Here is a 19,996-nt window from a genome sequence, read left to right as displayed (position 1 = left end):
AACAGCCGAATTAATAGCCGATTCTTTAATCTCTATTCGCACCATTTCGCGCGCGTCGCCGTGGCCATCCCGCGCGTGCGCATCGCCGACCCGGCCTACAACGTCGAACAGACCATCGTCCTGGCGCGCCAGGCCGCCGCTGAAGGCGCGGCCCTGGTCGCGTTCCCGGAACTCGGTTTGTCCGCCTACACCTGCGACGACCTGTTCCACCAGCGCGCGCTGCTCGACGCCTGCCTCGACGGCCTGCAGGCGATCGTCGAAGAATCGCGCACGCTGCCGCTGGCCATGATCGTCGGCATGCCGCTGCGGGTCAACCACATGCTGTTCAATTGCGCGGTGGTGGTCGCCAATGGCCGGGTGCTCGGTGTGGTGCCCAAGAGTTTCCTGCCTAATTATGGCGAGTTTTACGAATCCCGGCAGTTCACCCCCGCGGATTGTGCGGCGGTCGACAAGATCGAGCTGTTCGGCGAGCTGATCGCCTTCGGTGCGAACCTGCTGTTCGAGGTCGCCAATCTGCCGCTGCTGCGCTTCCATGTCGAGATCTGCGAAGACGTGTGGGTGCCGGTGCCGCCGTCCTCGTTCGCGGCGATGGCCGGCGCCACGGTGCTGGTCAACCTGTCGGCCTCGAACGTCGTGGTGGGCAAGAGCGGCTACCGCCACCAGCTGGTATCCCAGCAGTCGGCGCGCTGCATGGCGGCGTATCTGTACACCTCGGCCGGCCGCGGCGAGTCGACCACCGACATGGCCTGGGACGGCCAGTCGCTGATCTACGAAAAGGGCGAGCTGCTGGCCGAGTCGGAACGCTTCAGCGACGACTCGCACATCATCTATGCCGACGTCGACCTCGATCGCTTGTCCACCGAGCGCATGAAGGCGACCACCTTCACGCAATCGGTGCGGCGCCATGCAAATGAGGTGTCGAACTTCCGCGTTGTCAAGCTCGAGCTCGATCTCCCGATGGAAAAAACGCTGCCCTTGAAGCGCAACATCGAGCGCTTCCCTTACGTGCCGGCCGACCGTGCGCGGCGCGACGAACGCTGCACCGAGGTCTACAACATCCAGGTGCAGGCCCTGATCCAGCGCCTGGCCTCGAGCGGCATCCAGAAGGTGGTGATTGGCGTCTCGGGCGGGCTCGATTCGACCCACGCGCTGCTGGTCTGCGCCAAGGCGATGGACCGTCTCGGCCTGCCGCGCACGAATATCCTGGCCTATACGATGCCGGGCTTTGCCACCAGCGATCGCACGCTGCGCCAGGCGCGCGACCTGATGACCGCGGTCGGCTGCAGCCAGCAGGAAATCGACATCCGCCCGAGCTGCATCCAGATGCTCAAGGACCTGGGGCACCCGTACAGCGAAGGCAAGGCGGAATACGACATCACGTTCGAGAACGTGCAGGCCGGCGAGCGCACCAACCACCTGTTCCGTCTCGCGAACTTCCACAACGCAATCGTGATCGGTACCGGCGACCTGTCCGAGCTGGCGCTGGGCTGGTGCACCTATGGCGTGGGCGACCACATGTCGCACTACAACGTGAATGCCAGCGTGCCCAAGACCCTGATCTCCTACCTGGTGCGCTGGGTCGCCGACACCGGCCTGCTGGTCGAAGGCGGCAAACAGGTGCTGCTGAACATCCTCGACACCGAGATCAGCCCCGAGCTGGTGCCCGGCGGCGACAAGGACGACAAGCCCGCGCAAAGCACGCAGGACAAGATCGGCCCTTACGAGCTGCAGGACTTCAACCTGTTCTACACGCTGCGCTACGGCTTCAAGCCGACCAAGGTCGCTTTCCTCGCTTATTCGGCGTGGCAGGACGCGGCGCTGGGCCGCTGGCCGAGCGAAGAGGGCACGCGCAACCAGTACGGGCTCGGCGACATCAAGCGCAACCTGTCGATCTTCCTGTTCCGCTTTTTCAAGACCAGCCAGTTCAAGCGCAGCTGCGTGCCTAACGGGCCGAAGGTCGGCAACGGCGGTTCGCTGTCGCCGCGCGGCGACTGGCGCGCGCCGTCGGATTCCGAAGCCACTGTCTGGCTCGACGACCTGGCCAACATCCCCGATTAATCCGCATCAGAGAGGACCAACACCATGAAACAGATTACCTGCGTGATCAAACCGTTCAAGCTCGACGAAGTGCGCGAAGCGCTGGCCGAGGTGAACGTGACCGGCCTGACGGTCACCGAAGTGAAAGGCTTCGGCCGCCAGAAGGGCCACACCGAGCTGTATCGCGGCGCCGAGTATGTGGTCGACTTCCTGCCGAAGGTGAAGATCGAGGTGGTGGTGGACGACCCGATGGCCGAGTCGGTGGTCGACGCCATCATCAAGGCCGCGCGCACCGGCAAGATCGGCGACGGCAAGATCTTCGTGCAGAACGTCGAGCAGGTGATCCGCATCCGCACCGGCGAAACCGGCGCCGACGCGGTCTGATCGTAGGGTTGGCGGCATAGCCGCCAACCCTACATTAACGGATCAACCTCAGGTTCAGCGCCCCATCCGCATATCGAACTTCCACGCGAACAGCCGCAACCCGCTGATGAACAACGCGCTCGACCACAGCGCGAAGTCGTACGACACGCCGTACTTGCCCATGATGAGGAACAGCCAGTTGCCGATGAAAGCGCAGATCGCGTACGGTTTGCCGTCCCGGAACACCATCGGCACTTCGTTGCACACGATGTCGCGCAGCACGCCGCCGAAGATCCCGGTGATCACGCCCATCATCGAGGCGATGAAGATCGGCATTTCGGCCGCCAGCGCGGCCGAGGTCCCGGCGATCGAAAACAGTCCCAGACCCACGGCGTCGGCGATCACGATCAGGCGTTCCGAGACGATCTGGCGCAGGGTGCGGATCAGCGGCGAAGCCACCAGCGCCAGCACGAAGATCGCGATCGCGTACTCCTGGTGCGTGACCCAGAACAGCGGACGCTTGTCGAGCAGGATGTCGCGCAGGGTGCCGCCGCCGAACGCGGTGATGAAGGCCACGGTGAACACCCCGACCAGGTCCATGCGCTTGCGCCGTGCCTCGATGAAGCCGGAGAAGGCTCCGACCAGGATCGCCATGATTTCGATGAACTTGATGAGGGTCATGCAGCAGCGGAAAGCGGATGGTGTTGTTAGACTACCATGCGACCCGAACTTCACGTAAGGGATTTCGAGCGCCGCCCGGCGCCGGTCCCGGAAAGACCAGATTACGATGCCGTTTCACCTTCAGTGCGGCGCGCCGCGTCATGACCTGCGCGCCGCATCCGCCGTCCTCCTTGCCGCATTTACCGCCACATTGTGCGTGGCCAGCGCGCACGCCGACCCGTTCAGCGGCGCACATGAACACACGCTGCCGCAGGTACGTTTCGAGCACCTCGACTGGGAGCTGGCCTGCGACAACACCCGCACCTGCCGCGCCGCCGGCTACCACGAAGAAGACGGCAGCACCACGCCGGTCACCGTGCTCCTGCAGCGCAAGGCCGGGCCGGGCGAGCCGATCGTGGCCGAGCTGCGCCTGGGCGACTTCGACAATGCCGCGCCCATGCCGCCGCTGCTGGCGATGCGCATCGACGGCCGCTCGCTCGGCACGGTGGAACTGGAGCGCGGCCAGCCCTCGTCGACGCTTTCGCGCGCGCAGGTCGCCGCACTGGTGAAGGCGGTGGCCGCCAGCGGCAAGGTGACCTGGCAAGGCGGCGGGCAGACCTGGACCTTGTCCGGCCGCGGCGCGGCCGCAGTGCTGCTCAAGATGGACGAATTCCAGGGCCGCCTGGGTACGCGCGGCGCCGCGATCCGCAAGGGGAACAAGCCCAACGAGGAAGTGCTGCCGCCGCTGCCGCCGCTGAGCGTCAGGTTGGCGCGGGTGCCGCACGGGGAAGTGCGTCCGATCGGGCGCGACGCCGAACGGCGCCTGCTGGCGGCGCTGCGCAAGACGGCTGGCAGCGAAGAATGCGGCGACCTGGCGCAAATAGCGACCGGCGAAAACGCCTTCGTGTTCGAACCGCTGGCCAGGGACAAGATGCTGGTCGGCGCGCGCTGCTGGCGCGGGGCCTATAACGAAGGCTACGGCTACTGGGTGGTGAGCAGCAGCGCGCCGTTTTCCGCGGCCATGGTGACGCTGCTCGGCAACGATTACGAGAACGGCGTGATCCAGGCGACCCATCGCGGGCGCGGGATCGGCGACTGCTATGCCAGCGATACCTGGGTGTGGGACGGCAAGCGCTTCGTGCATGCGGAATCGCTCACGACCGGCATGTGCCGCGGGATCACGGCGGGCGGCGCGTGGGTGTTGCCGACCCTGGTCAGCGAAGTGAAACGGTAGGGCCGCCGAGGCCGACCCTACATTACGCTAACGGCAATCTCACTTCGAAGATGACGCGCTCGTCCTGGTGGCGGTAATGGATCTCGCCCCGATGCTCGCGTACGATCTGCTGCGCGATGTACAGGCCGAGGCCCATGCCGGTGCGGTTGCGTGGATTGTTCAGCGAAGTGCGCTTGAATGGGTTGAACAGCGTCGCCGCCACATCGGCCGGAATCGGCTGGCCCACGTTCGACACCTCGATGACCGCGTGGCCATCGCGCCGGCGCAGGCAGACACCGATCGGCTTGCCCGGCTCGCCGTGGTGGCGTGCATTGCTCAGCAGGTTGGAAAACACCTGCGCCAGGCGCCCGCTGTCGGCTTTCACGGTCGCCGCTTCATCGCATTCGACGTCGAACGCAAGGGTCGGGTAGGCCATGCGCGCCTCGTCCAGCAGGTCGTCGATCAGCGCCGACAGCTCCACCGGCTCCAGCGCCACGCCCAGGCCCATGCCGCGGTCGATGCGGCTCATGTCCAGCACCTGGCCGATCATGCGCTGCATGCGGTTGGTCGAGGACTGGATGCGCTTGCCCAGCGTCGGCTGGTTGCTGGTGGCGCTGCCGGTGCGTTCCAGCACCATGCCGGCCATATTGATCGAGTGCAGCGGGTCGCGCAGGTCGTGGCCCAGCATCGCCAGCAGCTGGGCGCGGGTGGCCTCGGTCTGGGCCCGGTGCGAGCTGATCGCGCGCACCAGTTCGGCCAGCGTCAGGCGCGCGTTGGCCAGCACCGCCGGTTCCCATGGGTGGGCGCAGCCGCGCACCGTTTCGTACCAGGCGTCGAACGAGCCGCGCGGCGTCAGCCGCTCGCCGAGCGGGCCGGCGGCGATCTTGTCGGGACGGCCGCCCCAGGCCACCTGTTCGATCTGTTCGGTACGCAGCAGCACGCACCAGCCGTGCGACAGCGGGTCGAAGGGCAGGGCCAGCAGCCCGACCCATTTGCCGACCTGTGGCTGCAGCGGCGCCGGCCAGTCGGCCGTCATTTCGCGCACCACCAGGTCGTGCTGGTTGTCGGGCAGCGAGGCGATGATCGCTTCGGCCAGGCCCTCGGGCAGTTCCTTGGGGGCGCCGCCCAGGCCGGCGCAGAACACCTCGGTCTTGCCGTGCTGGGACGCCAGCAGCGCCTGGGCGCCGGACGCGGCCATCATGGCGCGCGCGTGCTGGCCCAGCGTATCCACCGGGTCGTCGTCCAGCAGCAGCGACTCGACCATCGCGGTGCGCACCCGCGCCGACTGCTCGGCCAGGTCGGCATCGAGGCGCGCCTCGATGCTGTAGATGGTCGAGGCCATTACCTGGGCCAGCACGTCGGCCGCCATCCGGATCGCGTACGGCACCAGCTTGCGCGACATGTGGTGGCAGGCGATCAGGCCCCACAGGCGGCCGTTGATCACGATCGACACGCTCATCGAGGCGTTGACGCCCATGTTCTTCAGGTATTCGATGTGCACCGGCGACACGCTGCGCAGCAGCGCGAAGCTCATGTCGAGCGGCGCCGCGTCCGGTTCGCCCAGCAGCGGCACGGCGGCGTAGTCCATGTCGACGATGTTGCGCAGGGTATTGAGGATATACAGGCGGCGCGCCTGGGCCGGGATGTCGCCGGCCGGATAGCGCTGGCCGAGGTAGGCCACCAGATCCTCGCGCCGGCTCTCGGCCACCACGTCGCCGCTGTCGTCGGGACGGAAGCGGTAGGCCATCACGCGGTCGAAGCCGGTGAACTCGCGCACCTGCTGGACGGCGGCCGCGAGCAGTCCTTCGATGGTCTTCTGGCGCCGCAGGCGGTCGATCGAGCCGTGGGCGCGGATCGCGAACTGCGACACCTCGTCGGCCGGCACTTCGCGCGTTTCGAATTCAGCCACGATGCGGCCATACGAGGCGTGGGCGACGCAATCGAAGTCGCGTTCGCCGATCGTGGCGGCGCACACGCTGGGGGCGACATCGCCTTCGTCCAGGCCGATGCAGTCGGCAATGATCTCGCGCGCGCAGGCCGGCAAGCCCAGCTCGCCGTAGGGCGCGCCGAGCTGCGGCGCGATGCCGAGCATGACGGCGGCGTTCGCGCTCCACCCTGCCAGCAGGCCGTCGGGCGTGAAGAACAGCAGCGCGCCATGGGGCTGGACCGAGCCAGGAATATGGATCGGCTCGTCCGCACAGGAGGCCAGGTCCACCTGGCGTCCATGCTCCATCGGCACTGCTTGGATTGCCTTCAAATCACACCACCTTTTATCGACAGCACCGGGAATGTCCGGCTGACAGGAATTCTACAATTAACAGACACTTTATGGCGCGAATGCAACTTTGAAACGACAAATTGTCACACGACATCATAATGCCGTCCATCCGCATCTGAATCAATCGTGAAGATCGTGCAAGGCAGGGCGCAGCAGGGCGATCAGGGCGCCGTGGCCGCCATCCGAGCGGCCGGCGGCGCAAAAGGCGATTACTTCGTTCTTCTGCACCAGCCAGCTGTGCACCACCCCGCGCAGCACCGGTTCGCCCCGTGGCGAACCGTAGCCGATGCCGTGGATGATGCGCACGCAGCGCACGCCGCGCCGGTTAGCGCGGTGCAGGAAATCGGTCAGGGCGTCGCGCGCGCCGTCGCGGGTCAGGCCGTGCAGGTCGAGTTCGTCCTGGATCGGCCAGTGGCGCTTGCGCAGCTTTTTGACGACATCGGAACCGACGCCATCGCGCGTGTAGCTCAGCGCCGGGTCTTCATCCAGCATGCCTTCGACGTCGAACAGGTCGGACAGCGATTCGCGCAGCACCGCGGCGGTTTCTTCCTCGGGGCTGAGTTCGGCCCTGGCTGCGGCCGCGCGGTTCGGCGCCACGTACACCGGGCGGTGCACGTAGCGGTCCGACTCGGGCAGCTTGTGCACCCCTTCCATCGAGGTGCGGAACTCGACCGCGCGTTCGCGCGCGATGCGCTCGCGCTTTTCCCGCTCGGCCTGCTCGATGGCGCGCACCCGCTCTTCTTCCTTGAGCCGGTCGCGCAAACCCTTCAGTTCAGCGAAGTCCTTCATGCCCGCCATCGATGTTCCTTCCTGCTGCGTTACTTACTTTGGATCGTCTTCCAGGGCTTCCAGGTAGCGCTGGGCGTCGAGCGCGGCCATGCAGCCGGTGCCCGAGCTGGTGATTGCCTGGCGGTAGATATGATCCTGCACGTCGCCGGCGGCGAACACGCCCGGGATGTTGGTGGCGGTGGCCATGCCTTCGGTACCGGAGCGGGTCTTGATGTAGCCGTTCTGCATGTCCAGCTGGCCTTCGAAGATGCCGGTGTTCGGCTTGTGGCCGATCGCCACGAACAGGCCGTGGACCTTCAGTTCCTTGGTCTCGCCGCTCACCGACGACTTCAGGCGCAGGGCGGTGACGCCGCTGGCGTCGCCCAGCACTTCGTCCAGGGTGTGGTTAGTTTCCAACACAATCTTGCCTTCGGCGACCTTGTGCATCATGCGGTCGATCAGGATCGGCTCGGCGCGGAATTTGTCGCGGCGGTGGATCACGGTCACCTTCGAGGCGATGCCGGCCAGGTACAGCGCTTCCTCGACCGCGGTGTTGCCGCCGCCGATTACCGCCACTTCCTGGTTGCGGTAGAAGAAGCCGTCGCAGGTGGCGCAGGCCGACACGCCGCGGCCCATGAAGGCCTGTTCCGATTCCAGGCCCAGGTACTGGGCCGAGGCGCCGGTGGCGATGATCAGGGCGTCGCAGGTATAGGTGTTGCTGTCGCCGACCAGGCGAATTGGCTTCTCGTTCAGATAGGTCGTGTGGATGTGGTCGAACACGATCTCGGTGTTGAAGCGCTCGGCATGCTGCAGCAGGCGCTGCATCAGTTCCGGACCTTGCACGCCCAGCGGGTCGCCCGGCCAGTTCTCGACATCGGTGGTGGTCATCAGCTGGCCGCCCTGTTCGACGCCGGTCACCAGCATCGGTTTCAGGTTGGCGCGCGCGGCGTAGACGGCGGCGCTGTAACCGGCTGGACCGGAACCGAGGATGAGGACTTTGGCGTGTTTGGTAGTAGTCATGACGGCGCTAACGTAGTGTGGTTGTTGATTTGGTTGTTATCTGGACACACACCTATGTGGGGCGACCCTGACCGTAATCAAGGGCGACCTGCAGGGGCGGCGTAGTTCGTCGCAGGGCTTGTGCCCGCGCCGGCCGTGTGCGTCAGAGTGAAAACCGGGACCGCAGATTATAGACGAGGACAAGGATGACGATGCAGATGAGCATGAATCGTAGGGGCAACGCAGCCGTATATCGCTTAGAATGGTCGGATCGTCGATAGCACTTACTTCAGCAGTACCCCGCAATGAGCAAGAACAGCCAAGTTAGTTCCTCCGGTTACACACGGACCAAGAGCACCGGCGCCAGCGCCGGCGGCCGCAGCAGCGCGCGCCAGCCGCTGCCGGGCCGCTTGTCGCGCCTGATTTCGGAAGCGCGCTGGATCGCGGGCGCCGTTGCCTTTTTGTATTTCGTCCTGATCCTGGTCAGCTACAGCAAGGGCGACCCCGGCTGGTCGCATGCCAACGCGGTGCCGAAGATCGCCAACCTGGGCGGCAAGGCCGGCGCCTGGCTGTCCGACCTGCTGCTGTTCATCTTCGGCTTCTCGGCCTGGTGGTGGGGCGTGATTTTCCTGCGCCAGGTGTGGCGCGGCTGGCAGCGCCTGACCGACAAGCTCGGCGCAGCGGCCGAGCCCGAGCACCACGGCGAGATGTACGTGCGCTGGATCGGCTTCGCCTTCATGTTCGCCGGCAGCGTCGGCCTGGAATACCTGCGCATGTGGGCCTGGGACGTCGAGCTGCCGCGCAAACCCGGCGGCGTGCTCGGCCAGCTGATCGGCCACGCGTCGCACGTCGCCTTCGGCTACACCGGCGCCACGCTGCTGATGCTGCTGCTGTTCGGCCTGGGCTTTTCGCTGTTCTTCCAGGTGTCGTGGCTGGCTGTGGCCGAGCGCATCGGTGGCGCGATCGAGACCACGATGGACTGGTTCCGCCTGCGCATGGAAGACATCGAAGACCGGCGCCAGGGCGAAGTGGCGGCCGTCAAGCGCGACGAGACCGTGGTCAGCGAACGCGCCAAGTTCACCGAAAAGCATGCCGACGCGCCGATCGCGGTGGTCAAGGCCGAGCCGAGTTTCGACCTCGAACCGCCGCGCGCGCCGGGTGCCGCCACCGCGGCGCCGATCGCGGCCGCCGCCGCCGTTGCGCCCACCGTCGCGCCGGCGACCGGTCTGGCCAAGGCGCCGGCCGGGGTGCCCGCCGCAGCGCCACCATCGAGCATCAAGATCGAGCCGCAGATGGTCAATGTGCCGAAATCCGAGCGCGCCGAAAAGGAACGCCAGACGCCGCTGTTCCATGAGCACGCGAGCGAGGGCGGCCTGCCGCCGCTGGCCCTGCTCGACGAAGCGCCGCCGGTGCAGGAATCGGTCAGCGTCGAGACGCTCGAATTCACCAGCCGCCTGATCGAAAAGAAATTGTCCGACTTCGGCGTCGAAGCCAAGGTCGTGGCCGCCTATCCGGGCCCGGTGGTTACCCGCTACGAGATCGAGCCGGCCACCGGCGTGAAGGGCAGCCAGATCGTCAACCTGGCGCGCGACCTGGCGCGTTCGCTGTCGCTGACCTCGATCCGCGTGGTCGAAACGATCCCTGGTAAGAACTACATGGCACTGGAGCTGCCGAATCCGAAGCGCCAGATCGTGCGCCTGACCGAGATCGTCGGTTCCAAGGTGTACGGCGACAGTCCGTCGAGTCTGACCGTGGCGCTGGGCAAGGACATCGCCGGCAAACCGGTGGTGGCCGACCTGGCCAAGATGCCGCACCTGCTGGTGGCGGGTACCACCGGTTCCGGTAAATCGGTCGGCATCAACGCCACCATCCTGTCGCTGCTGTACAAATCCGATCCGGCTGACGTGCGCCTGATCCTGATCGACCCGAAGATGCTGGAGATGTCGGTCTACGAAGGCATTCCGCACCTGCTGGCGCCGGTCGTGACCGACATGCGCCAGGCCGGCCACGCGCTGAACTGGGCGGTGAACGAGATGGAACGCCGCTACAAGCTGATGAGTAAGCTGGGCGTGCGTAACCTGGCCGGCTACAACGGCAAGATCCTGGAGGCGGCCAAGCGCGAAGAGCACATCCCGAACCCGTTCTCGATCATGCCGGACAATCCGGAGCCGCTGGAAAAACTGCCGACCATCGTCATCATCATCGACGAGCTGGCCGACCTGATGATGGTGGTCGGCAAGAAGGTGGAGGAACTGATCGCGCGTATCGCCCAGAAGGCGCGTGCGGCCGGCATCCACCTGATCCTGGCGACCCAGCGTCCGTCGGTCGACGTGATCACCGGCCTGATCAAGGCAAACATTCCGACCCGGATCGCGTTCCAGGTCTCGTCCAAGATCGACTCGCGCACGATTCTCGACCAGATGGGCGCCGAGACACTGCTGGGCATGGGCGACATGCTGTACATGCCGCCCGGCACCGGCCTGCCGATCCGCGTCCACGGCGCGTTCGTCTCGGACGACGAAGTGCATCGAGTTGTAAAACATCTGCAGTCGCTGGGCGAGCCGAATTATATTGAAGGCATCCTCGAAGGCGGCACGCTGGAAGAGGGCGGCGCCGGTGGCGGCGACGCCATGGCCGGCGAGGGCGGCGGCGAGTCCGACGCCCTGTACGACCAGGCGGTGCAGGTGGTGCTCAAGAACCGCCGCGCTTCGATCTCGCTGGTGCAGCGCCACCTGCGCATCGGCTACAACCGCGCCGCGCGCCTGCTGGAGCAGATGGAAACCAGTGGTGTGGTGTCGCCGATGCAGTCGAACGGCAACCGCGACATCCTGGTACCGGCGGCGAGCGCGGAATAAGGCGCGCTTGACCGTTCTTCTGGACGATGCAATCTCGCCGGGCAGGCCCGAACAACAAAAAAAGGAACCGCATGCAAGCAACGACCAAACTGACCATCGCCGCGCTGTTCACTGCCGGCGCCTTCGCTTTCTCGGGCGCCGCAAGCGCCGCTGCCCTCGACCAGTTCAAATCCTTCGTCGCCAGCACCAAGTCGGCCAAGGGTGACTTCACCCAGCAACAACTGGGCAAGCCAAAAGCCGGCAAGCCAAACCCGATCTCGAGCGGCACCTTCGTCTTCGCCCGCCCCGGCAAGTTCATCTGGACCTACCAGAAGCCCTACGAACAGATCCTGCAAGCCGATGGCGACCAGCTCTATATCTACGATAAGGACCTGAACCAGGTCACCGTGCGTAAACTCGGCAACGCCCTGGGCTCGTCCCCGGCCGCCATCCTGTTCGGCAGCAACAACCTGGAACAGAACTTCACCCTTACCGAAGCCGGCGAACGCGACGGCCTGGAGTGGCTGAATGCCACCCCGAAGGCGAAGGACACCTCGTTCGAGCAGATCAGCATCGGCCTGAAGGGCGGCGTGCCGCTGGCGATGGAGCTGAAGGACACCTTCGGCCAGACTTCGCTGCTCAAGTTCACCAACTTCCAGCGCAATCCTGCGCTCGGCGCGCAACAGTTCAAGTTCGACACGCCGAAGGGCGCCGACGTCGTCAACCAGTAGTCGTCCACATAACGGTGCGCGCGTGCATCGGCTACACTACGGCCATGCACAACCATTCGCAATTATCCTTTCATGCGCCATGCTTCCAAGGAGCGCGCCATGGATGATTTATTCAAGACCGAACCGGCCGCGCCGCTGGCCGAACTGCTGCGTCCGCGCACCATCGACGAGGTGGTCGGACAGAGCCATCTGCTGGCGCCCGGCAAGCCGCTGAACCTGGTCTTCAAGTCGGGCAAGCCGCATTCGATGATCCTGTGGGGTCCGCCGGGCGTGGGCAAGACCACGCTGGCGCGCTTGACCGCGTACGCTTTCGATTGCGAATTCATCGCGCTGTCGGCGGTGCTGTCGGGCGTCAAGGACATCCGCGCCTCGATCGAGCAGGCCGAGCAGTATCTGGCGCGCGGCAAGCACACCATCCTGTTCATCGACGAGATCCACCGCTTCAACAAATCGCAGCAGGATGCCTTGCTGCCGTTCGTCGAAAGCGGCCTGGTGACGCTGATCGGCGCCACCACCGAGAATCCTTCGTTCGAAGTCAACTCCGCGCTGCTGTCGCGCTCACAGGTGTACGTGCTGAAAGCGCTGAGCGACGATGAGATGCGCCAGCTGCTGGCACGCGCTCGCGAGCAGGCGCTGCCTCACCTCGAGTTCGACGAGCTCGCCATCGATACGCTGGTCGGCTATGCCGACGGCGACGCACGCCGCTTCCTCAATCTGCTGGAACAGACCAAGACATCAAGCGACACCGCCGGCGTCACCCGCATCACGCCCGAGTTCGTCGAAAACGCATTGACGCTCAACGCGCGCCGCTTCGACAAGGGCGGCGACAATTTCTACGACCAGATCTCGGCCCTGCACAAGTCGGTGCGCGGCTCGCATCCGGACGCGGCGCTGTACTGGCTGTGCCGCATGCTCGACGGCGGCGCCGATCCCAAGTACCTGTCGCGCCGCATCGTGCGCATGGCATGGGAAGACATCGGCATCGCCGACCCGCGCGCGATCCAGATCGCCAACGACGCTGCCACTACTTTCGAGCGGCTCGGCTCGCCCGAAGGCGAGCTGGCGCTCGGCCAAGCGGTGATTTATCTCGCCATCGCGGCCAAGAGCAATGCCGGCTACAACGCCTTCAATGCGGCGATGGCGTTCGTGCGCAAGGACAAGTCGCGCGAAGTGCCGGTACACCTGCGCAATGCGCCTACCAAGCTCATGAAAGAACTCGGCTACGGCCATGAATACCGCTACGCGCACGACGAGCCGCATGCGTATGCGGCCGGCGAAACCTATCTGCCGGACAGTATGGCTGAACCGAATTGGTACCAGCCGGTGCCGCGCGGGATGGAAGCCAAGATCGCCGAGAAGATGGCCTGGCTGCGCAGCCTGGACGACGACGCGCGCGCCACCGGCGACGCCACGTAAGTAGCACGCCGCGGCCCTGCGCCGCCAACATCCCTGAAGTTCGCTCAACCGGCCGCCATCGTGCGGCCGGTCGCGCATTCGCGCATCCTGCACCGCATTTCACGCGCTTCATCGCAAGCCGATGGCGATGCGAAGGCGTGGTGGCTACAGTACCACCATACCAACCGCAGGCACCACCCCAAAGGAGCGCATCATGAACATCCGTAAAAACTTCGAAGCCCTGTTCCTCGCCGCCGCAGCGCTGGGCCTGGCCGCCAGCTTCGCCATGGCCAATGAGCGTCCGGTCGAGATCCGCGAATCGACCGCACCGACGATCGACATGGCTACCATCCAGACCGTGGTCGTCACCGCACCGCGCCTGGCCGCACACTGAGCCGCCGCCGGGCGGCCTCGGCCGCCGGCGGGCAAGAGAGGAAGCAAGCAAGTAGGTAAGTAAGTAAATAAGCGAGCAAGCAAGCGGTACATAACGAGCTTCGCTGCTTGCAACGAACTGCCCTACGAAACAAGCAAAGAAACGCGGTCGGCTTGGTACAATTGTGCTTTCGACATACACCAGTCCACCCCGACATGATTGACATCCAACTTCTCCGCAAAGACATCGACACCGCTAGCGCGCGCCTGGCAACCCGCAAGTTCCAGCTCGACGTGAGCGCCTTCAACGCGCTGGAATCGGAGCGCAAGTCGATCCAGACGCGTACCGAGGAACTGCAGGGCAAGCGCAACTCGCTGTCCAAGCAGATCGGCATGCTCAAGGGTAAGGGCGAAGACACCACTGCCGTGATGGCGGAAGTCGCCGGACTGGGCGACGAGCTCAAGGCCAACGAAGTCGCGCTGGCCGATGTGCAGGCCAAGATGGCCACCTTCATCGCCGCGATCCCGAACCTGCCGCACGAAAGCACCCCGCAAGGCACGGACGAAAGCGGCAACGTCGAGGTGCGCAAGGTCGGCACCCCGCGCGAATTCGATTTCGAAGTACGCGACCACGTCGACATCGGCGAGCGCCTGGGCCTGGACTTCGAGACCGCGACCAAGGTCACCGGTTCGCGCTTCTCGATGATGAAGGGCGGCATGGCGCGCCTGCATCGCGCGCTGGCGCAGTTCATGCTCGACACGCATACGGGCAAGCACGGCTACACCGAGTGCTACACCCCGTACATGGTCAATGCAGATTCGCTGCGCGGCACCGGCCAGCTGCCGAAGTTCGAAGCCGACCTGTTCTCGGTGAAGAAGGGCGGCGCGGAAGGCGAGGGCGAGAACTTCTACCTGATCCCGACCTCGGAAGTGTCGCTGACCAACGTGGTGCGCGACGAGATCGTGGCGCTCGACGAACTGCCGATCAAGATGACCGCGCACACCCCGTGCTTCCGCTCGGAAGCCGGCAGCTACGGCCGCGACACGCGCGGCATGATCCGCCAGCACCAGTTCGACAAGGTCGAGCTGGTCCAGGTGGTGCATCCGGAGCAGTCGTACGCGGCGCTGGAAGAAATGGTCGGCCAGGCCGAATTCATCCTGACCTCGCTCGGCCTGCCGTACCGCGTGATGCAGCTGTGCACCGGCGACATGGGCTTCTCGGCCGCGATGACCTATGACCTGGAAGTGTGGCTGCCGGCGCAGAACACCTACCGCGAGATCTCGTCGCTGTCGAACTGCGAAGGCTTCCAGGCCCGTCGCATGAGCGCACGCTTCCGCAATGCCCAGAACAAGCCGGAACTGGTGCACACCCTGAACGGCTCGGGCCTGGCGGTGGGCCGTACCCTGGTGGCGGTGCTGGAGAACTACCAGCAGGCCGACGGCAGCGTGATCATTCCGGAAGTGCTGCGTCCGTACATGGGCGGGCTGGAGCGTCTGGCGCCTGCAGCCTGACGCGAAAATGGAAGAGGTGATGTGATTCGAATAAATTACCCTTCCATTTTTCCAGAATGTCTCTATAATGGCGGTCTCTTGCAGCTCACAGCAAGAATCGACCGAATCAGGAGAGGTGGCAGAGTGGTCGAATGTACCTGACTCGAAATCAGGCGTACGGGTGACCGTACCGTGGGTTCGAATCCCACCCTCTCCGCCAAGTAGCATGGAACAAGCCACCGACAGGTGGCTTTTTTCATTTCTGAGCCAGGCAAGGCTAAACCCCGGATCGCACCGCGAGACCGGGGATTTTGCTTTGCGCTAGCTGCACAACGATTGTCCAGATAAATGAGAATGAGGTATCATTATCGAAACGCAATACCCATGCCGTTTTCATACAAGGATAATCGTCGATGAAGAAGAAGTTGCTCCCGCTGGCCCTGACCGCGGTCCTGCCATTGTTCAGTTCCACTGTGCAGGCACAGGACGCCACGATCGTGATGGGCGAGGTGCGCGTCAATGCCCAACGCAGCAACGGCCCGCTGGTGAGCAACAGCGTCCTGACCTCGGTCGACGTGCTCGGCGCCGACAAGGTCGAAGACAAGAACGTGATCGCCAGCTGGGAGCTGGTGGGCCAGCTGCCGGGCGTGCAGCTCACCGAATACCGCATGGGCGCCGAGTCGGGCAAGGCCACCTTCCGCGCCTTCAACGGCGAAGGCTACATCAACGGCATCAAGGTGCTGATCGACGGCATTCCGAGCAACGTCAACAGCGGCAACCAGCGCTTCATCGACATGATCTTCCCCCTGGAGGTCGACTACGTCGAAGTCGTGCGCGGCACCAACGATCCGCGCTACGGCCTGCACAATATCGGCGGCAACATCAACTTCGGCACGCGCCAGGGCGGCAATTACACGGATGCGCGCCTCACCTACGGCAGCTACAACACCGTCGAAGGGCAGCTCGCGGTGGGCCGCGACGCCAACGGCTTTGCCCAGAACTACATCCTTGCGCGCCAGGACTCCGACGAATACCGCGGTACCGATTCGAAGAAGTACACGCTGGGCGGCAAGTGGTTCCTGACCTCGAACGACAACAAGCTCAAAGCCGGCCTGGTGCTGCGCACCTACCACCACGAAGCCGGCGAGCCGGGCTTCCTGACCGCCGCCGAGCTGGCGCAGGACCGGCGCCAGTCCCCGGCCAAGAATGCCAACGACCGCAGCGACCGTGACATGCACCACGCCAGCGCCCACCTCGACTGGCAGATCTCGCCCGACGCCTTCCTCAGCAACAAGGTCTACTACAACAAGTACGAAGACGACCGCCGCGTCACCTTCACCAGCAACCCGGCCGGCAGCGCGCCGCGCCAGCGCCGCCTGTGGGATGAAAAGCAGGTCGGCTTCATGAGCAACCTGACCTGGCGCACGAGCGACCAAGTCACCCTCGACGCCGGCATCAACACCGAACAACAGGACAACGGCTACGGCCGCCAGCGCTTCGCCTACGCGCTGCCAACCGACTTCAGCACGCCGGTGCAGATCCAGAACGACGACCGCTACAGCTTCGACAATGTCGGCGCCTACGTGCAGGCGATCATCCGCCCGTTCGACGGGTTCAAGATCGTCCCCGGCTACAGGGTCGACAAGTTCAACGGCCACACGCTGGCGCGCACCACCGGTATCGAAGGGCGGCTGCAGGATTCGGGCTGGATCGACCAGCCCAAGCTGAGCATGGTCTACAGCCCGGTCGACAGTGTCAGTGTGTACGCCAACTGGGGCCGCACCTTCCAGGTCCTGACCGGCTCCGGCGGGCCGGCCTACCTGGTGCCGGGCCAAGGCACCTTCGAGCCCTCGATCAACACCGGCAAGGAACTCGGCGTCAAGTTCAAGCCGGCGCCGCGCACCGACCTGCGCCTGGCGGTATGGCGCCAGGACGCGACCGACGAAGTGGCCAACATGCCGGCCACCGGCACCACGGTCGGCCTGGGCGAGACGCGGCGCGAAGGCGTCGACTTGCAGTTCTCGACGCGCGTGCTCGATAAACTCGACCTGTGGGTCTCGCATTCGCTGCAAAAGGCCGAAGTGACCCGCGCATTCGGCGCCGACGGCGTCTCCCTGGCCGGCAAGGAAGTGTTCTCGACACCGCGCCACATCAGCAATGCCGGCCTCGAATACCGCCATTCCGACCGCCTGCGCGTCGGCCTGCAGGGCAGGGCGCAGGGCAATTACTTTGTCGACAGCCCGAATGAGCTCGGCAAGTACGGCGGCTTCGTGCTGTTCGACGCCAACCTGCGCTACGCGCTGTCGCCGCGGGTCAGCATCGACCTGCAGGTGCGCAACCTGGCCGATCGCCAGTACGAATACGCGTGGTACGACAATTTCTTCTGGCCGGCCAACCAGTACCAGCCGATGTTCTCGTCTGGGCCAGGGCGCTCTGCTTACCTGTCGCTGAACTTCAAGATGTAGCGCTCAGCGCTGCAGCGGTTTTTCCAGCCGCACCGCATCCATGCCGTCATGGTAGTAGGCGGTATGGCGGCCGAACTCGCGGTAGCCGTGGCGCCCGAACAGCGTGCGCGAAGGCGTGTTGTCGACCCGGATCTCGAGCCGCTGGCGGCTGTGGCCGTGGTCGAGTGCCAGCTGTTCGGCGGCCTGCAGCAGGCGCGCCGCTACCCCCTGCCCGAGGTAGTGGGGATGCGTGGCGATCGAATACACGCGCGCGATCGGCGAATTCGAGCGAAACAGCAGCAGCACATAGCCGCGCAGGCTGGCGTCCGGCGCCGTGTCGACCAGGATCACGCCGTGCGCATGCGCCAGCAGGTAGCGGAAGCGGCGCCGGTCTAGCCGGTCACCGGGGAAGCTGGCGTTCTCGATCGCGACCAGCGCCGCCAAGTCGTCGCGCCACGCGCGGCGAACGGAGCCGCTGCCGCTCAGGGCGCCGCCGAGCGGGGCATAGCGCACGATCCGGTCAGCACGCATGCAGGGCCTCGCCGCGGCGTGGCGCCACCTGCCAGGCGCAAGCCGGAAGGTGGCGCAATACTTCGGCGCGCAGCGCCGCGCAGGCATCGGTTTCCACGCACAGCAGGGCGCGCACCGTGCCGCAATGTGCCTGGGCGGCGCAGGCATCGATACGCAGGAAGCGCACCGCGTCGCCGCCGGCGCGGATCACCACCGCGCGCAACCGCTCGCTCGACGCCGCATCGACCTGGAGCCAGACCATGCTGGCGTGCGGGTGATGGTGCTGCCGGTCCGCCCCCTGCTGCTGGGACGGATAGCGGGAAGTCGATTGCCACATGATGCCTCTCCTTGTCGATGGGACCGGCCCAGTCTAGCCAGGCACGTGTAAAAAGACTGCAAATAGTCGCGTCGGTGCCGTAAAGGCACTATCAGCGGTACAGCGCGTGCGCCGCGCCCATCTGCAGTTCGGGCACGAATGTCAGCCGCGGCGCCGGCGCATATACCTCGCGGCATAGCGCATGCATCTCGGACGCGCGCTCCGGGTCGCAGGTCTCGGCGTCGCACACGCAGCGCCCCGGGCCGTAGTCGAGGGCGCATGGCGCATGCAGCACGGTGGCGGCCAGGGTGGCACCATCCACGCGCGCCACGTGCGCCAGCACCGCCGCGCGCTCTTGCGCGCCGGGGCCGGCGGCGCCGGTGACGGCGACGAACAGCACCCGCATCCCGGGATTGAAGCCGCGCGCGGCGTTCAGGCGCTTGAGCAGGCGGTATTGGGCGTCGAGGTCGATGGCGTCGCCGCGCACCGGCACCAGCACCAGCCGCGCCGCGGCCAGCACGCAGCGGCATTCCTCGGTGTCGCGCGCGCCGGCGTCGATCAGGATGTCGTTGAACAGCGGGCGCAGGGCGGCCAGGCGTGCCTTGACCGCGCGGCTGCCGACGTGGCGCGTGTCGATCCATGGGCGCACCCCGGTGGCGCTGCGCTCGCTGCCCCAATCCGTGCCCGTGGCGGCGCCGAACATGGTGCGCGCGCCGTCGGCGTGCATCAAGCACACGCGGCGGCCGCTGCGCGCGCGCAGTACCGCCAGGTTGCGCGCCACCACGCTGCGTTCCGGGTTGCCGTGCTGGTTGACGATGGCGATGATCATGAAGCTCTCCAGGCAAATGCGATGCGTTCAAGCGTAGCAAGGGGCCGGTAAAAAAACCGAAAAAGACCGCATGGCGCCCGCCAATGCCGTGTAAACGCGCGCACCGTGCGGCCCGCAAGCGCGCTACGCTGCGCCGTTCCATTACTACCGCAGCGATGCCATGCCGATGTCCGCCCCCGAATTCGACGACCTGATCACCGACCGCCTGCGCCTGCGCCTGCCGGCCGAATGCGATGCCGCCGACCTGCTGGCGCTGTACGGCGACCCGCAGGTGATGCGCCACTGGAGCCACGCGCCGTGGAGCGAATGGCACCAGGCGCTCGATGCCGTGGCCGAGGCGCGCGCCGACCTGGCGGCCGGGCGCGCGCTGCACCTGGTGCTGGTCACGCATCGCGACGGGCGCCTGGCCGGCAGCTGCGCCCTGTTCGACATCCACCCCCAGCACCGGCGCGCGACGCTCGGCTACCTGCTGGCGAGTGCGTACTGGGGCCAGGGCCTGGGGCGCGAGGCCGTGCAGGCACTGGTCAAGCATGGCTTCGTTGCGCTTGGCCTGGCGCGGATCGAGGCCGAAGTCGATCCGCGCAATGGCGCCTCGCGCGCGCTCCTGCGCCGTCTCGGCTTTCATTGCGAGGGCCGACTGCAGGCGCGCTGGCAGGTCGGCGGCCAGGCGCGCGACGTCGAGCTGTGGGCGCTGCTGCGGCGCGACTGGCCGGCTTGACAAGGATGCGGCGTTTATAGCCGCTTATCCCGGCGGCC

General features: G+C 65.7%; 17 protein-coding genes and 1 tRNA gene. 11 read left to right on the top strand and 7 right to left on the bottom strand.

Annotation, left to right across the window (positions count from 1 at the left end):
* Positions 1–9 precede the first annotated feature (9 nt).
* Both RTQ83_RS00485 and RTQ83_RS00480 read left to right on the top strand, forming a co-directional pair.
* Entirely contained in the window at positions 10–2,058 is a 2,049-nt protein-coding gene (locus RTQ83_RS00485; RefSeq protein WP_312510861.1) for an NAD(+) synthase, read from the top strand.
* 24 nt (positions 2,059–2,082) lie between these two features.
* Positions 2,083–2,421 (top strand): P-II family nitrogen regulator, encoded by a 339-nt coding sequence (locus tag RTQ83_RS00480; protein WP_290418999.1) that lies wholly within the window; start codon positions 2,083–2,085, stop codon positions 2,419–2,421.
* A gap of 54 nt (positions 2,422–2,475) precedes the next feature.
* Here RTQ83_RS00480 and RTQ83_RS00475 read toward each other — a convergent pair whose 3' ends face one another.
* Positions 2,476–3,081 (bottom strand): trimeric intracellular cation channel family protein, encoded by a 606-nt coding sequence (locus RTQ83_RS00475; RefSeq protein WP_312510553.1) that lies wholly within the window; start codon positions 3,079–3,081, stop codon positions 2,476–2,478.
* Between the two features lie 106 nt (positions 3,082–3,187).
* On the opposite strand from RTQ83_RS00475, the gene RTQ83_RS00470 reads away from it, so the two are divergent.
* A complete protein-coding gene (locus tag RTQ83_RS00470) occupies positions 3,188–4,294 on the top strand; it encodes a DUF1176 domain-containing protein (protein WP_312510551.1) in 1,107 nt (368 codons plus the stop codon).
* A gap of 22 nt (positions 4,295–4,316) precedes the next feature.
* On the opposite strand, the gene RTQ83_RS00465 is transcribed toward RTQ83_RS00470, so the two are convergent.
* The 3 genes from RTQ83_RS00465 to trxB form a co-directional block, all read right to left on the bottom strand.
* The gene (locus RTQ83_RS00465) at positions 4,317–6,506 is read right to left on the bottom strand and encodes an ATP-binding protein (RefSeq protein WP_409456069.1); all 2,190 of its coding nucleotides are present in this window, start codon (positions 6,504–6,506) and stop codon (positions 4,317–4,319) included.
* 165 nt (positions 6,507–6,671) lie between these two features.
* Positions 6,672–7,349: a Smr/MutS family protein gene (locus RTQ83_RS00460; protein WP_312510548.1), complete on the bottom strand. Its 678-nt coding sequence runs from the start codon at positions 7,347–7,349 to the stop codon at positions 6,672–6,674.
* 24 nt (positions 7,350–7,373) lie between these two features.
* Positions 7,374–8,339, bottom strand: a complete 966-nt coding sequence (gene trxB, locus RTQ83_RS00455) for a thioredoxin-disulfide reductase (protein WP_312510547.1) — start codon at positions 8,337–8,339, stop codon at positions 7,374–7,376.
* Positions 8,340–8,623: 284 nt separating this feature from the next.
* Here trxB and RTQ83_RS00450 point away from each other — a divergent pair, with 284 nt between their 5' ends.
* The 7 genes from RTQ83_RS00450 to RTQ83_RS00420 all read left to right on the top strand — a co-directional run bounded on the left by RTQ83_RS00450 (position 8,624) and on the right by RTQ83_RS00420 (position 17,606).
* A complete protein-coding gene (locus tag RTQ83_RS00450) occupies positions 8,624–11,173 on the top strand; it encodes a DNA translocase FtsK (protein WP_312510546.1) in 2,550 nt (849 codons plus the stop codon).
* Between the two features lie 71 nt (positions 11,174–11,244).
* Entirely contained in the window at positions 11,245–11,883 is a 639-nt protein-coding gene (gene lolA, locus RTQ83_RS00445; protein ID WP_312510545.1) for an outer membrane lipoprotein chaperone LolA, read from the top strand.
* 99 nt (positions 11,884–11,982) lie between these two features.
* Positions 11,983–13,299: a replication-associated recombination protein A gene (locus tag RTQ83_RS00440; RefSeq protein ID WP_312510544.1), complete on the top strand. Its 1,317-nt coding sequence runs from the start codon at positions 11,983–11,985 to the stop codon at positions 13,297–13,299.
* A 193-nt stretch (positions 13,300–13,492) separates the two neighbouring features.
* On the top strand, positions 13,493–13,672 hold the full coding sequence (locus tag RTQ83_RS00435; protein WP_312510543.1) for a hypothetical protein: 180 nt from the start codon (positions 13,493–13,495) through the stop codon (positions 13,670–13,672).
* 194 nt (positions 13,673–13,866) lie between these two features.
* The gene (gene serS, locus RTQ83_RS00430) at positions 13,867–15,162 is read left to right on the top strand and encodes a serine--tRNA ligase (RefSeq protein WP_312510542.1); all 1,296 of its coding nucleotides are present in this window, start codon (positions 13,867–13,869) and stop codon (positions 15,160–15,162) included.
* Positions 15,163–15,271: 109 nt separating this feature from the next.
* Positions 15,272–15,361, top strand: a tRNA-Ser gene (locus RTQ83_RS00425).
* Between the two features lie 193 nt (positions 15,362–15,554).
* Positions 15,555–17,606 carry a TonB-dependent receptor gene (locus RTQ83_RS00420; protein ID WP_312510541.1) on the top strand — a complete coding sequence of 684 codons (2,052 nt, stop codon included), beginning with the start codon at positions 15,555–15,557 and terminating at the stop codon, positions 17,604–17,606.
* 3 nt (positions 17,607–17,609) lie between these two features.
* Here the strand turns inward: RTQ83_RS00420 and RTQ83_RS00415 are convergent, their stop codons facing one another.
* From RTQ83_RS00415 to RTQ83_RS00405, 3 genes are all read right to left on the bottom strand, one after another.
* Positions 17,610–18,116: an N-acetyltransferase gene (locus RTQ83_RS00415; protein ID WP_312510540.1), complete on the bottom strand. Its 507-nt coding sequence runs from the start codon at positions 18,114–18,116 to the stop codon at positions 17,610–17,612.
* Positions 18,106–18,432 carry a hypothetical protein gene (locus tag RTQ83_RS00410; protein WP_312510539.1) on the bottom strand — a complete coding sequence of 109 codons (327 nt, stop codon included), beginning with the start codon at positions 18,430–18,432 and terminating at the stop codon, positions 18,106–18,108. Before RTQ83_RS00410 ends, RTQ83_RS00415 begins: the two co-directional genes overlap by 11 nt.
* Positions 18,433–18,523: 91 nt before the next feature.
* Positions 18,524–19,240 carry a hypothetical protein gene (locus RTQ83_RS00405; RefSeq protein ID WP_312510538.1) on the bottom strand — a complete coding sequence of 239 codons (717 nt, stop codon included), beginning with the start codon at positions 19,238–19,240 and terminating at the stop codon, positions 18,524–18,526.
* 160 nt (positions 19,241–19,400) lie between these two features.
* Between RTQ83_RS00405 and RTQ83_RS00400 the strand changes: the two genes are divergently transcribed.
* Positions 19,401–19,958, top strand: coding sequence for a GNAT family protein (locus tag RTQ83_RS00400; RefSeq protein ID WP_312510537.1), 558 nt, complete (start codon positions 19,401–19,403; stop codon positions 19,956–19,958).
* Positions 19,959–19,996 lie beyond the last annotated feature (38 nt).

The sequence above is a fragment of the Massilia sp. genome (genome assembly GCF_031995545.1).
Lineage (GTDB): Bacteria > Pseudomonadota > Gammaproteobacteria > Burkholderiales > Burkholderiaceae_D > Telluria.
The sequence above is the reverse complement of the archived record's forward strand: the minus strand, read 5'-3'. Positions and strand labels throughout refer to the sequence as shown.